Origin of the sequence: Burkholderia sp. PAMC 28687, from assembly GCF_001577465.1 — a bacterium.
Lineage (GTDB): Bacteria > Pseudomonadota > Gammaproteobacteria > Burkholderiales > Burkholderiaceae > Caballeronia.
Genome location: NZ_CP014505.1, coordinates 2601246 through 2615873, shown reverse-complemented (window position 1 = coordinate 2615873; position 14628 = coordinate 2601246). Strand labels below are relative to the sequence as shown.

Annotated in this window: 11 protein-coding genes and 1 pseudogene; 4 read left to right on the top strand and 8 right to left on the bottom strand. The window is 57.7% G+C overall.

From position 1 onward, the window contains the following. Positions 1-25: 25 nt before the first annotated feature. The 4 genes from AX768_RS12065 to AX768_RS12050 are packed head-to-tail and all read left to right on the top strand — an operon-like array spanning position 26 to position 5013. Positions 26-1210: a glycosyltransferase family 4 protein gene (locus tag AX768_RS12065; RefSeq protein WP_062000151.1), complete on the top strand. Its 1185-nt coding sequence runs from the start codon at positions 26-28 to the stop codon at positions 1208-1210. Beyond that, the gene (locus AX768_RS12060) at positions 1156-2151 is read left to right on the top strand and encodes a UDP-glucose 4-epimerase family protein (RefSeq protein ID WP_231941268.1); all 996 of its coding nucleotides are present in this window, start codon (positions 1156-1158) and stop codon (positions 2149-2151) included. The genes AX768_RS12065 and AX768_RS12060 overlap by 55 nt, the downstream gene beginning before the upstream one ends. 8 nt (positions 2152-2159) lie before the next feature. Then, entirely contained in the window at positions 2160-3152 is a 993-nt protein-coding gene (locus AX768_RS12055; RefSeq protein WP_062000963.1) for an MraY family glycosyltransferase, read from the top strand. A 16-nt stretch (positions 3153-3168) separates the two neighbouring features. Next, complete coding sequence (locus AX768_RS12050) at positions 3169-5013, top strand: polysaccharide biosynthesis protein (protein ID WP_231941267.1); 1845 nt, start codon at positions 3169-3171, stop codon at positions 5011-5013. A gap of 8 nt (positions 5014-5021) precedes the next feature. Here the strand turns inward: AX768_RS12050 and AX768_RS12045 are convergent, their stop codons facing one another. From AX768_RS12045 to AX768_RS12010, 8 genes and pseudogenes are all read right to left on the bottom strand, one after another. After that, positions 5022-6452, bottom strand: a complete 1431-nt coding sequence (locus AX768_RS12045; protein WP_144022065.1) for a hypothetical protein — start codon at positions 6450-6452, stop codon at positions 5022-5024. A 54-nt stretch (positions 6453-6506) separates the two neighbouring features. Beyond that, positions 6507-6854, bottom strand: a complete 348-nt coding sequence (locus AX768_RS12040; protein WP_062000147.1) for a hypothetical protein — start codon at positions 6852-6854, stop codon at positions 6507-6509. A 34-nt stretch (positions 6855-6888) separates the two neighbouring features. Continuing rightward, the gene (locus tag AX768_RS12035; protein WP_062000146.1) at positions 6889-7758 is read right to left on the bottom strand and encodes a hypothetical protein; all 870 of its coding nucleotides are present in this window, start codon (positions 7756-7758) and stop codon (positions 6889-6891) included. Next, a complete protein-coding gene (locus AX768_RS12030; protein ID WP_062000145.1) occupies positions 7755-8087 on the bottom strand; it encodes a hypothetical protein in 333 nt (110 codons plus the stop codon). The genes AX768_RS12035 and AX768_RS12030 overlap by 4 nt, the downstream gene beginning before the upstream one ends. A 76-nt stretch (positions 8088-8163) precedes the next feature. Next, positions 8164-9433: pseudogene (locus AX768_RS12025) on the bottom strand (IS256 family transposase). A 28-nt stretch (positions 9434-9461) separates the two neighbouring features. Continuing rightward, positions 9462-9839 carry a methyltransferase domain-containing protein gene (locus AX768_RS12020; protein WP_062000144.1) on the bottom strand — a complete coding sequence of 126 codons (378 nt, stop codon included), beginning with the start codon at positions 9837-9839 and terminating at the stop codon, positions 9462-9464. A gap of 43 nt (positions 9840-9882) precedes the next feature. After that, positions 9883-10899, bottom strand: coding sequence for a glycosyltransferase family 2 protein (locus AX768_RS12015; RefSeq protein WP_062000143.1), 1017 nt, complete (start codon positions 10897-10899; stop codon positions 9883-9885). Between the two features lie 1674 nt (positions 10900-12573). Beyond that, positions 12574-13778 (bottom strand): IS3 family transposase gene (locus AX768_RS12010; protein WP_144022069.1). Its coding sequence is split into 2 segments (ribosomal slippage): positions 12574-13454 and positions 13454-13778, totalling 1206 coding nucleotides; the frame shifts between segments, so codons are not numbered across the junction. Between the last annotated feature and the right edge of the window lie 850 nt (positions 13779-14628).

Below are 14628 nucleotides of genomic sequence, written 5' to 3'. Positions count from 1 at the left end.
CCCAAAGATAACTAGACATTCACGCATGAAACTGCTTTTCGATCTCAACTCACTACGCCCACCCCGGAGCGGCGTCGGCTATTACACCCAGCATCTGCTGGAAGGACTGACCGACACGCCGGATGTGCAAGGGCTGGCAGGCTGGGTGGGCACGCAGTTGTTCGAAGGCGAGCGACTGCAGGAACTGATCAACCAGCGGGTTCCGTTGAGCAAGGGCGTGCAGTTCAGCGAGGGTATCAGGGCGAAAGTGATGCAAAAGGCGCGTAGTCTGCCGGGCCTGTATCGAAGCAGAACCATCTTGCGGGCAGTCCTGTCGCGTGAATTACGCGACGACTACGCACGTCGCGGCTTTATCTATCATGAGACGAACTTCGTGGCGTCGCGCTACAAAGGCCCGACCGTGCTGACTATCCACGACCTTTCGCATCGGCGGCATCCGGAGTTTCATCCGCGCGTGGCGGTGGAATATCTCGACCGCGAGATCCCGAAGTCGTTGCGCCAGGCGCAGGTCGTGATTGCGGACAGTCATTACACGAAGAACGATGTCGTCGAGATCTACGGCGTTCCCGAGTCGAAGGTGGTCACCATTCATCTGGGCGTGGAACCGGCGTTCCAGCCGTACCCCGAAGAAATTTGTGCCGACGCCCTCGCGCAACTCGAACTGAAACACCGCGGGTTCGTACTGTCAGTGTGCACGTTGCAGCCGCGCAAGAATCTGCTGCGGCTTGCCGAGGCGTTCGCGCGTTTGCCGGCCGATATGCGGAGCGCGTTTCCGCTCGTGCTGATCGGCGCCGATGGATGGCATAACGCCGCGTTGATGCGCGTGATCGAACCGCTCGCACGCGACAACCAGGTCGTGATGCCGGGCTACGTTCCGCGCGAGAATTTGCTGAAACTGTATGCATCGGCGGCCTTGTTTGCTTATCCGTCATTGTTCGAGGGCTTCGGCTTGCCTGTTGCCGAAGCCATGGCGAGCGGCGTGCCAGTGCTGACATCGAATAACACGTCGTTGCCGGAAGTATCGGCGGGAGCCACTTGGGAAGTGGACCCGTATTCCATCGATGACATCGCCGCCGGCATGGAGCGCCTGCTCGGCGATCCGGCGTTGCGCGACGAACTGGTCGCCAGGGGCTTGCGCCGGGCGGCCGAGCTGACATGGGACGCTACCGTCGCCCAGACTTGCGCGGTGTATCGCGGGTTGTCGGCATGAGGATCATCGTGAGCGGGGCCAACGGTTTCGTGGGGCGCGCAACGTGTGCATGTCTCTGCGATGCAGGCCACGCCGTGACCGCGCTCGTGCGGCGTCCGGGCGGTTGCGACCCGCGCGTCGACGAACGGCTGATTACCGACGATAACTTCGCGAGCCTCGCGCCGTTGCCTGCAGCCGATGCATTCGTGCATCTCGCTGCCCGCGTTCACGTGATGAACGACAGCGCCGGCGATCCGATGAAGGCGTACCAGGCGGTGAATGTGGAAGGCTCGCAGCACGTGGCGCGCGCGGCGCTGGACGCCGGCGTGAAGCGATTTGTATTCGTGAGCAGCATCAAGGCGCTGGGCGAGGGCGAACCCGGCCGGCCCTGGCGCGAAGACGACACTCCCGCGCCGGTCGACCCATACGGCATCACCAAGCTCGAGGCTGAACGCGTACTCGCCGCTTTCGGCCGCGAGCATGGCATGGAGGTGGTCAGCCTGCGCCCGCCGCTGGTCTACGGCCCGGGCGTGCGGGCGAACTTTGAACAATTGATGAAAGCCGTCGAGCGCGGTGTTCCGCTGCCGCTGGGGGCGGTCCACGCACACCGAAGCATGGTCTACGCAGGCAATCTCGCCGATGCCATTCGCTTTGTCGCAACGCGTTCCGGGCCGATGGCGGGCGTGTACCACGTCACGGACGGTGATGACCTGACGGTCCCACAGATGATCCGCTCGCTCGCGCACGCGTTTGGCAAACCCGCACGTCTGTTGCCGGTGCCCCCTTCATGGCTGCACGCGTTGGGCCGAATTGCTGGGCGTTCCGCGCAGGTCGATCGCCTGACAAGTCCGCTGCGCATGGACAGCACGCGGCTTAGGACCGACCTCGGATGGACGCCGCCTGTTTCTGTAGCGCAGGGTATCGAAAGGACTGTGCGCGCTTATCAGGAGGCGCACCGGTGAGCGCGCCCATGCTCTTGTGCATTGCCGCAGCCGTTGCGGGCGTGGTCAGCGTCGGCATCCTGCTGTTGTTATTGCGCACGGGCTGGGCGTGGGATATTGCTGTCGATATCCCGAATCATCGCTCCCTGCACGTGCGGCCCATTCCGCGCGTGGGCGGCTGGGGCGTCGTACCGGGTTCGATCCTCGCCATTGCGCTTTGTGCGCGGTCGTTTGGCTGGATCGCATTCGGGGCGCTGGTGCTGGCCATCGTGTCCCAGATCGACGACCGGCGCGGCCTGCCGGCCCGGATTCGCTTCGCGGCGCACTTGCTGGTGGTTGCGGCGGCCGTCGCATGGAGCGCCGTCGATATCGCCTGGTGGATGGCGCTTCTCGCCGTCATTGCGCTGGTGTGGGTGGTGAATCTCTACAATTTCATGGACGGTTCTGATGGGCTTGCGGGGGGGATGGCGGTATCGGGCTTCGGTTTTTACGCCGTTGCAGCGCTTACGACGCAGCCTTCGCTCGCAACGGCCGCGGCGGCAATCGCAGGCGCCGGAATTGGATTCTTGATTTTTAATCATCATCCGGCCAAGATATTTCTAGGCGACGCCGGTTCCATACCGCTTGGCTTTCTCGCCGGCGCGCTCGGTTTCTGGGGCTGGCAGCACGGCGCGTGGCCCATCTGGTTCCCGGCGCTGGCGTTTGCGCCTTTTGTTGCCGATGCCACCGTGACGCTCTGTCGCCGTCTCGCCCGGGGCGAAAAAGTGTGGCTGGCGCATCGCGAGCATTACTATCAGAGGCTGGTACAGATTGCCGGAAGCCATACCCGGGTTGCTGTGGCGTATTACTTGCTGATGTTGGGCAGTGGCGGGGTGGCGCTGGTAGCACTTCACGTGCCGCCCGCAGTGCAATGGGTGCTGTTCGGGGCCTGGTATGGTGTTCTGGCGCTGGTTGGCTGGCAGATCGACCGCAGTTGGCGGCAATTCACCCTCACTCAAGATAATCATAACGATGCGAATTAAGCCCTCGTGGCTCTCTATGGCGGCATTTGGATTCGACATCGTGGCGGTGATCGTCACGTGGTTGGCCGCGTACGCTCTTCGTTTCAACGGCTCGGTTCCCGACGATTTCTGGCATGGCGGCATCAATGCGCTCGTGTGGGTGGTCGTGATCTATGCCGTGATGTTTCGCATCTTCGGGCTGTATCGCGGCATGTGGGTGTTTGCCAGTTTGCCGGACCTCATGCGGATCTCGAAGGCTGTTGCGAGCGGGGCGTTGGTCGTGATGATCGGCGCCGCGATGCTGCAGCCGGTGCCTATCATTCCACGCTCGGTTCTCATCGTTTCGCCATTGCTGCTGTTCATGGCGACGGGCGGATCGCGCGCGCTGTATCGGGCGGTGAAGGAGTTCTATCTGTATGGCGGCCTGATCGGCAAGGGCAAGCCCGTGATCGTGCTCGGCGCAGGCACCGCCGGTGCGAACCTCGTGCGTGAACTCGCGCGTTCGAGCGAATGGCGGCTGGTCGGTCTTCTCGACGATGATCCCGCCAAACGCGGCCGCGAAATCCTCGGCCACAAGGTGCTGGGGGCGATCAGCGAATTGCCGCTCTGGGCCGAACAGCTCAAGGCCGATACCGCGATCATCGCGATTCCATCGGCGTCGGTCGATGCTCAGCGGCGTGTCGCAACCATGTGTGTTCGGGCCGGCGTCAAGGCGATGGTCCTCCCCGCGCTCACCGTCCTCACGCAAGGTCAGGCGTTTCTCTCGCGCGTCCGGCAAATCGATCTCGAAGACCTGCTCGGCCGCGAGCCGGTCAAAATCGACATGCCGCACGTCGAAGCGTTGCTGCATGGCCGTGTTGTGATGGTGACGGGGGCGGGTGGTTCTATCGGTTCGGAATTATGCCGGCAGATCCTGCGCTTTTCGCCGGCGCAACTCGTGGCCTATGATTTGAGCGAATACGCAATGTATCTGCTCGTTGAAGAATTGCACGAGAGATTCCCGGATCTGTCGGTGATTCCGGTGATCGGTGACGCCAAGGATTCCTTGCTGCTCGACCAGACCATGTCCCGCTTCGCGCCGCACATTGTGTTCCACGCGGCTGCGTACAAACACGTGCCGCTGATGGAAGAGCAGAACGCGTGGGCTGCGGTGCGCAACAACGTTCTCGGTACGTTGCGCGTGGCCCGCGCGGCCATCCGTCATCAGGTCAGCCATTTCGTCCTAATCTCCACCGATAAGGCCGTCAACCCAACCAACGTCATGGGCGCGAGCAAGCGGCTCGCGGAGATGGCGTGTCAGGCGCTGCAGCAGACCGCGCCGCGTACGCAGTTCGAGACGGTCAGGTTCGGCAACGTGCTGGGCAGCGCGGGCAGCGTAATTCCGAAGTTCCAGCAACAGATCGCAAAGGGCGGCCCGGTCACGGTGACGCATCCGGAGATCACGCGCTTTTTCATGACGATTCCGGAAGCCGCGCAACTGGTGTTGCAGGCATCGAGCATGGGTCGCGGCGGCGAGATCTTTATTCTCGATATGGGTGAGCCGGTGAGGATTGTCGATCTCGCGCGCGATCTGATTCGTTTATACGGCTTCACAGAAGAACAGATCCGGATCGTGTTCACGGGATTGCGCCCGGGTGAGAAGCTGTACGAGGAACTCCTTGCCGACGACGAAACCACCACCCGCACGCCGCATCCGAAACTTCGGATCGCGCAGGCGCGCGGCGTGCCGAATCATTTCCTCGACGAATTGCTGCCTTGGCTGATGCAGCATCGCGTCCTGGCCGATGAAGAAGTCAGGCGCGATCTGCGACGCTGGGTGCCGGAGTATCAGACAACGATGCTGGCGGTGCTTCAGAGTGTGAGATCGGGGCGGACGAGCTGAGTTGAGCGTTATCTGAGTGAGACGAGTGCGAAATATTCACTGCGGGACGTGATCAACCTCGGGTCAGCCTGAAGTTGATCGAGCGCACTGGCGTAACGCGCCCTTGCTGTAGCCACGCTGGTTGCCTCTGGCGGCCACTCATGCGCATCCCAGAGCAGATCCACGAACGACACGACAACATAGTCGGCATCATGTGCTTCGAGGGTTTGCGTAACAGACGCCGCAAGATGCTCAGGCGGGCTTGCGAACAGCGCCTTGATGTTTGCGGGCCACGCAGAACTCGCAATTACAACATTCTTGTCGCCACCTACGTTGTACGTCTTTGCGTCGGCCGCAGCAGCAAGGTAACCGGCAAGAAAATCGTTACCCTGCGGTACGAACGCGACCACGCTCCCTTTCCGGATTTCATGCTTGAACGATGTGGCTAGAGTGCTGTCCATATCCTCCAACGATTCCCGCCAATGATGCGGGGCACGCAGCTTTACACGAGCAAGCGCCGGGTCGGTAACCGTCCCAGGCGCGGTGACGTGTGGCTTCGGAACGTTGCAGACAACGGTCAGTACGACAAGTGCAAGCGCGACGCCGGCACGTCCGCGCCGGTCCAGCTCTCCGATCAGCATTGCAAACATTGCCCAAAGCCCTAATAAGCCGAGCGCAAGCCACCTATAACTCGCGCGCATATTCCTGAAGCCGGGCACATGCTCCGACAAAAAACCGCTGCCTGTGGGCATGATTGCGTTGGCTGCCGGCATGAGAGGAGAAAATTGCCCGGCAACAATATCTGCATGAGGCCGCAGCGAATGGATCTTCAGCGATGGGCCCAGGGCAAGGTAGGTCCCGACGATCGCGATCAGCAGAAACGCAACGGCGAGTTTTTGCCGCCTGACGACCATAAAACCTGCGCAGCCGAACACGCCGACGAACAGCGAGAACGTCGTGGTCCAGACCGAGGCATCGCCATAGTAAACCGCGTTGTTTCGCTCGATACCCAGACCAAGGTGATCCCAGATCCAGAACAGGCCTTTGGTGGGAAAGACCAGCATGGTGACATCGACGCCCCAGCCTCTGAAAAGGTCGAGCGGGTCGGGAGTAAAGACGGAAAAACCAAGAAACTTCACGTATAGGAAATACGCTATGCCAAAGCCGATCACGGATATCGGCAAGGCGGTTGTGGCGACGTTCTTCCGGCAACTGCGATTGCCAAGGCCCTCGGCGGCCAGAAGAATGAACGTCGCCAGCGCGAACATAACGAACGTGTATCCGTCCATGAACACCGACAGGATGGCGGTTGCTGTGAACCTGAACAGCACGGCAGACAGGGTGCGGACGTTAATACTGTCGACGCGGCAGACGCGAATTGCTTGATAAAGATAGAAAGGCAGCAACGCGATGCCGATAGACAACATCGAGTACACGGAATGTGCCCAGACCATTGGCATGGTGAGCCAGACAGCGGCCGATGCGAGCGCTGCGCGGTAGGTCAGTCCGAGCTGTTATGTGAAACGGATCGCTCCCCAGCCGGCCATGGCCAGATAGCCTATGGTCATCACTGAATAAGCATCCGCGGCGTGTAGCGGCGTGACGCGCAGCAACGCCGCTTCGACGAGCGCCCCGGGCAGACCAAAAGCGATGGGCGCTTGCTGCGGATAGCCGAAATTGTGCGAGAACACGGCGAGCCAGCCATCGTTTGCGAAGGATTGCGCGAACGATGATACCCAAACAAGCTGGCCCATCACCGGGGCAGAATAGAACGGAATGGATCCGTAAATTGCCGCGACAAAAGCGAGTAGCACGACCAGACACAGTGCGTTCAATCCGGTAGATCGATGGCTGCGGGTCATTACTGGGTGCTTTTTGGTTTTTTTGAAAAAAGAGTCATGTCGTTTTGACTTGCAAGCCCGTCGGGCGCCCTGAAAACCCCAGCGACGCCGCAAGAAAGAAAATCAGATCGCCCGATGCGGTAACAAGACGTCCGATGAGGATTATTTCGAGAAGACCCGCTTGCCCAATCGATCCACGCAGCAAGAAGAACAATACGCCTTCGCGAATGCCGACCCCGGCTGGCGCGCCAGGCGTGACCAGTCCGATGAGCCACGCAATGACATATGCACCGCACACCAGAATCAGGTTCCACTCGCCGCCCAATAGCCTGAAGAGCATCGCGAAGACGATGCCGGAAAGACCGAGGAATACGAGTTGAAGTGCAGCGGCTCGCGCCAGATCGGGGCTGAAAAAACGCCAGATCAGCACAATGAACATTACAGCCACACACGCGAACAGCAGCAGCGCGATGCCCGTTGGCACGCCACAAAACGACGGAACTATCAACAGCGCGAAGAGGCTCGCCATCGACGCGATCGTGCCCAATTCCCAAGCCATGGATTTGCCGAGTGGCCAGGCTGGTATGCCGGCCGACACGCCAAGCGCCTGCCGCCCGGCGAGGTGAAATACGTTGCCCGGTACATACTTGGCGGGTTGCGATACACCGTACGCCCAGACAGCCCAGTCGCGCCGGATATTGACTCCGAGGTACTGCACGATGTCGCGCCATGAAAGCGCAAGGAGAAAGCCCGACGCGCCGTACACGAAAGACAAGGCTGCAACGCCGAGCCACTGGGAGATGCTGATCTTATCGATCGGCAACTGATGGCTGTAGTTGAGAAGTTTCAACCCGACGAATGCCGCACCCAGAATGCCGAGCGCGCTGCCGATCCAGGAGAGAGCTCGCTTTAATGTGGAACTCATCCGCGACGCGGGGTTCCGGGTACACGGCACAACAGCATGGTCCACGGCAACGGTGTACGTGTTTCCACAATCTCGAAGTACCGGGAAACCAAAGACTTGAAGGCGGTGGCCGACCATCTTTGAATATGACCCGGCGTATTGCCGCCGCTCGTCAGGTACTTTCCTCGCGCCAAGTTAAGTGCGCTCCAGATTGGCTCGCGCGGCACACTGACAATGACGTATTTCTGCGCGGCTGCTCGCAATTTGCCTAGCCCGTCTTCCGGATTCTCCAGGTGTTCCAATACTTCGCAGCAGATGAGCAGATCTTGCTTGTTCTCGTTTTGCTGCAATTCATAAATACTTTCTACGAAAAACGCGCGTGCATCGAGTTATTGTCAAATCTGGTGTTTGCGAGGCGTGGTTTGATCAGGCGGCAAGCGGTTGCTGAGCCGGTGTGCTGTCGGTCACCGGTAGTCCGTCTTTGAAAGGAACGCCTTGGAGCAGTGAGGCGACTTTTTCGGGCGCACGAATGCGCCGCCATGATTTTTCCGCCGACTCAATCAGCTTGAATGCGAGGCCAAGGAAGGTCGGACGCGAAACGCAATTGCGCGTGCGAGTTGTTCGATGTCGGACTGTGGCGAAGGTCGACTCAATGGGATTGGTTGTTCTCAAATGCTGCCAGTGTTCGGCAGGAAAGTCATAGAAGGCAAGCAATTCATCGCGGTCTTTTGTGAGTTTCTCCGTCGCCTTCGGATACTTGGCCGAATAAGCGTCAGTAAAGCGATTAAAGGCCGCGAGCGCCTCTTCGCGCGTGGCGGCTTGCCAAATCTCCTGCAAGCCGGCTTTAGCCCGCCCGTGCTGTGATTTGGGCAAGGCGTTGAGAATGTTTCCAGTCTTGTGAAACCAGCAGCGCTGGTGTCGAGTCTTTGGGAACACTTCGGCCAATGCTGCCCACAGCCCCATTGCCCCCATCGCCGGCCGCGAGCAGTGGACCGCTTTGTAGGCCTCGTGCCTTCAGATCCAGCAAGAGCTCACACCAGGCGTCCTTCGACTCGCGGAAACCATCGCCGATCGCCACGCGTTCTTTCGTTCCGTCCGGCTTCACGCCGATGATGACCAACAAGCACTGGCCGTCCGAATCGTCGCTGCGCAGCCCCGTGTGGATGCCATCGGCCCACCAATAAACCCAGCGGGCGTTTGACAGATCGCGCTGATTCCACAGGGTGTGCTCGTCGGCCCACTGAGCCTTTAGACGGCTGACCACGTTGGGCGAAAGACCTTTGGCCTCTTCGCCCAGCAGCACGCTCAGCGCCTCGCCCATGTCGCCGGTCGAGACGCCACGTAGATACAGCCAAGGCAACGCCGCTGACACGCGGGGTGATTTCCGAATGTAGGGTGGCACGATGTTCGAATTGAACTTCACGCCCGAGCCCGAGCGATCGCGAACTTTCGGCACCTTCACGGTGACCGGGCCGATTGCTGTGACGACCTCGCGCTTAGGCAGGTAGCCATTGCGAATCACAGTCCGTCTTCCATCAAGGGTCTTCACGTTGTCGTATCTTTCTAGCAATGCCGCCAATTCTGCCTCGATCGCTTGCTGGACAATCTGCCGCGCGCCCTGTTGAATCAAATCGTCAAGCCCACTGGGCCGTGCTTCCAATTTACCCGCGCTTGTTTCTTCTGTAAGCTTCTTCATTGGTGGTGGATCTCGGTTTGGCTGGTTGTTACTCTAGACAAGCAACATTCTCAGCTAAACCGCCACCGCCTTCAAATCCCTGCCTCACCGCGAACACCACTTTCGACCATAACTCGCGTGCATCGAGGCCCCGGTCCAGCGCATTAGCGCGTGCAAGTTGTATCACTTTCTCCGAAAAATCGCTCCCCGTGGAAGTGATGCCCTGATCCGCCCAGCGCATTACCCAATACCCTTCGCCGCATCCCACTTCGTGAATGGATTGCGGGTTGACTTGGCTCACGAGTTCGACGAGCGAATTTTCGAATCCCTGCATGAGTCGTCGAACGATGACGTTCCTCGAGCCATATTTATCGTAGGTGTTGCCAACTACTGTGCCGTCTTCAACTAATCCCTGCGATATCTTCATCTGCGAACGCCTAAGTATTCAGTAAAGGATGTTGTTAGACTCATTAGAAACGCGTGCCGATGCGTCGTTCCCCTGGTCCGTGCCGCACAACTTCGGCAGCGACACGTTGCCCGGTATCCACGCTGAGAGGCTCTGATCGCTTTGCGGTGTAACGAATATCTTCAAGAAGCTTTCTGTTAGTCGCGAGGAGCTCGGCAATCACAGCCGCGAGCAAAGTTTGGAAGCCGACGCCGGCCAGAATGGACGCGAGGATAAGCGACTGGATGTGGCCCTGACCTTCGTCGCGAAGGTATAACATCAGAAACCGAAGTCCCGGAATGCAGGACGCAAGCAACAAAAATAAGCCTAGCATCCCGAAAAAATATCCCGGCCGGTAAATAACGAAAATCCGGCAAATGGTGAGCATCGATCGGAAAACATAGGACGGAATGCTTTTAACTAAGCGCGATGGGCGAAGATCAGGGTTAATCCGGACCGGTACCGAAACAATCGCCACGCTCTTTTGGCCCGCTTGAATTATCGTTTCAAGCGTATACGTATAGTCACTGAAAACTGTAAGTTGTTGGGCCGCATCTCTGCTGAAAGCACGAAACCCGCTGGTAGCGTCAACTATAGTGGTATGGCTTGCCGTTCGAACAACCCAGCTCCCCAGCTTTTGCAAAAACTTTTTGACGGCAGAGAAATGTTGTATGCCTGATATTGGTCGCGCCCCTATTGTAATTTCGGCAAGGCCTTTAAGTATAGGTTCGACTAATTTAGGGATGTCCTCGGCGTTGTATTGATTGTCCGCGTCAGTGTTTACAATGATATCCGCGCCCAATCGCACCGATGCTTCGATCCCGGTCATAAACGCGCGTGCCAAGCCCCGATTACTCGAATGTCTTATCACATGATCCACGCCGTGCATGGGTGCCACGCCTGCCGTGTTGTCGACACTTCCATCATCGATTATCAACCACTCGACGGAGCTGAAACCGGCGACTCGGCGGGGGAGCGCTGCAAGTGCAATAGCAATAGTCGACGCTTCGTTAAAACAAGGTAGCTGGATTATCAACTTCATTGTTCGAGCCCGGTTACGTATAAACATCGTTAGTGAAATCAATGTTGTGTAACTAAAATACCCTAATCACTTTACCCTGTACAGAGCGTTGCGACGACTGTTTCCTGCGGACACGTTCCGCTCTTGAGAAGATAACTCTGATGAGCGTTTTGTATTTTGTTACCGCGTATTACGAGCCGGGCGCGATGCGGAACGAATTAATTATCGACGCTTTCGGGGTTCAAACACGCTTCACTTCCATTGTTCAGCGGTACGGTAGTATCGCCTGGGAAATGAACTTCTTAGGCTTCCAATATGGTTAATGCGCTGCCGCCGACTGACTATTTGCCAAACACGCACTATGTGCACAATACAGGTCACTGCGATGCATAATTTTGAGGGGCGAGGATTGACCCGGTCGTCAGCGGGACGCGACAGAACGTTTTTTAAAGCTTTTGGCGAGCAATTCGCGCCCTGGGTCTGGGGTCCTGCAATGCGGTAGTCTTGACAGTGGCAAAATCTTCAGTGCATTGTTGGTGCGTTCAGTGCTGACGGCATACGGGAGCCCGTAAAATTATTCTGCGCTATTCTCGCCGTTTGGACAAATGCTTATGCGCCGAAACCTATGCCCCGCAATTCACTATCGTCCGCGATGTGGTAGAAGGAGTTCGTTTCGACTGATTTATGTCGGTCAATGGACAACGTCCGGTGAAGCGTTAGCGAGGTATCGCTACGATATAGCTGAACGAGTCTCTGGCTAGTTGTCAGATATAGATAAGATTTCCGGCTCAACCGTCAGCCGCTCTGTGATCAATGTGCGGACCTCGTAGACAGGGCGCAGGCGATTGCGGATCATTGTTGTCGTAATGATCTTTGGTTAAACGCTATTGATAGCAACATGCGCTTGAGGGCAGATTTGCCATACGTGCAGGTCCATGAGGCGTACATCGCCATTCGCCTCAACGATTTCGCATTTTTCGTCTGCAACATGTTTGTCGGTCTTGTCTAAAAGAATCCCCGCCGTATCATGCATGCGACCCTACTTCGACCAAGCAATCATATAAGACCCTATAATTCCCATCATTGGATCTAACCCAACCCATCCGAGGTAACGCCCGGCCAGAAGCGATGATCGCCGTAAGGGGGCAAGCAACCTTCCGCTCGGCTCGCTCGCAATAGCGAAAGCCGTCCAACAGAAAGTTAGTGAAGTTGGATTGTGGAGCTAAAGCTTATGGATGAAGTTATGTAGTCCTATTGATTAAGTTATAGTTCAACCCATTAAGATCGGTGAAGTGTTGTCGAAGAAGTTTCAAAGAAAGGAACGTTGGAAGGCGCTGGATAGCATCTTAGCTTCATGATCCGGCGAGGGATCTTTGCGAAGTATGAAGGATGCCAACTTTTTTCGGGGCCAACGTACGCGAAGCCTCAGAAGACTTGACTTTATATAAGGCGCGTCATTGTTAATCGGCTCTCCATAAGGTGAGCGAAAACATCTTTACGGAAAATCTATGTCACCCTTCGAGTACGTACACGCCGCGTATCGCCTTCGCCGTAAGCTCGTGCCTGAACTGATTACCTTATTGGCGTTCACCGTAATTGTCACTTATCACATAATGACCGGTTCAGTTTTGGACTGCGTCTTGCGTTGAGTCCAGAGGTGGACTTGCCCCTGCATAACCGGACACGTGGTCACGCTTAGGTTGATGAATTTTCTTGCTGGCGGAATTCGCGTGGCGAGCGGTATCTAAGGGCGCTGTGCGGATGCAGTTCGTTGTAGTGGCCGAACGCGATGGCCAGGTTTTGCAGCGCCGTCGTCGCGTCGGGCTTGGGCATCCACGAAACGTAATCCCGCTTCATCGTTTTGACGAAGCTCTCGGCCATCCCGTTGCTCTGCGGACTTAGGACAGGGGTTGTGATGGGCTTTAAACCGATTGCCCGCGAGAACGTCAACGTCTCCTCGGCAATGTAGCAGGAACCGTTGTCGCTCAGCCACTCAATTTCGCTATCGGTTTTCAGCGCTCCGTGGAAGCGGTTTTCGACAGCCTGAAGCATCACGTCACGCACCATGTCGCCGGTGTAGCCCCCAGTGCTTGCCGCCCAACTCATTGCCTCGCGGTCGCAGCAGTCCAATGCAAAGACGACGCGCAATGGCGAGCCGTCATCACAACGGAATTCAAAGCCGTCCGAGCACCAGCGCGCATTGCTCCGGTCCACCGCGACCCTGCCGTCGTGCCGGCGCGTGGATTCAGGATGCCGAGGGCGGCGCTCGAGCAGCAGACCATGCGTGCGCATGACCCGATAAACCCGCTTTGCATTAACGCGAGGTTGGGTCTGTGCATCCCTGTTTCGCCGCAACAGCGCCCATACCCGCCGGTAACCGTAGGTGGGCAGGTCGCAGACCAGTCCCCGAAGCTCGGTGACCAGCGGCATGTCGTCTGTAACCGGCATCTTGCGCCGGTCGACCCACTCAGCGGGGCGCTTCGATTTCACCGCAAGATTAGAGCGCGACACACCCAGGACTTCACAGACCGTCTTCATCGGCCGTCCCCCGGCAGCAATGGTGAGCGCGCAATCAATTTTTTTGCTCGGCCATACTCCATTGCTTCGCGAAGTATTTCCACTTCCATTGTCTTCTTGCCCAGCAGCCGCTGGAGCTCGCGAATCTGCTTCATCGCCTCGACAAGGTCGGAGGCTGGCACCACCTGTTCGCCGGCACTCACGGCTGACAGGCTTCCGTCCTGATACAGCTTACGCCAGGCGAACACCTGGTTCGCATTCACCTGATGGCGACGGGCCACCCCGGAAACGCTCGCTCCGGGTTCGAAGGTCTCGCGCACTATCGCAAGCTTCTCATCGACAGAGCGGCGCCGGCGCTGTTCCGGCTGGGTCAGAACCTCGATGGGTTCTACATTAGAGTTGGGCTTAAAATCGGGTAAGGCCACAGCGTCGCCGCTATGGCCTCCCCTAAGAACCGTACGTGCAAGTTTCCCTGCATACGGCTCAAGCATTCCAAAGTCACAAGCCGGTGTGACCGGTGCCCACCATCTGACGCCTGCGCATTGTCTTGCCGAGGTTCTTCCGCCGCAGCGGAGGGCGCAGACACCGCGAACGATGCTCTCTCATGCTTCCCTCTACGAAGTCTTTCGACAGCTTTGCGCTGGAACACCGGTCGGAAGTCTGCCCGCTTTCGCGTAGGGTATGTTGAAACCCTTATCTGGACCGTTACAGCCCAGCATTCGCTTTCTCCGTCTTCTCATACCCGCACAGCCAACGACTCGCCTTACGGCTTGTCTGCCTCTTGGGCAACTGTATGGGCTTACCACGTTCCCGCTTCATCTGACTACCTTAAAATTTAAGCGTTACCTCGTGTCCTGTTTTCGACGGGGCCATTCCAAGAGGCCACCCTAGCCTGTGGCGACGGGTGACCCTCTATCATCAACACTGCCCTGCAGTGGTCGACGAGACGTACATCTACGCATTCAAATTTGCGAAGATGTGCAGGAATTATTTCGAGGTCCTGTGGTCTACTCAAAATGTCCCCGTCAGAGCATCACGGCTGTATGTTTTAAAACGTCTCCTGTCTAATGCAGTAACGCAGCGCTCGCTGCGAGGGGGCCGCTAGTGATAGAACTTCGTGCCCACTTCATTTTTTTTGCGTCGCACGCGATGTTGCTGAGATAACAGACGTCAAGTGGTGTATAGCATCTTCGCTAACCTAAACGAAATTCACACGGATCAGGCCGCGTCGAA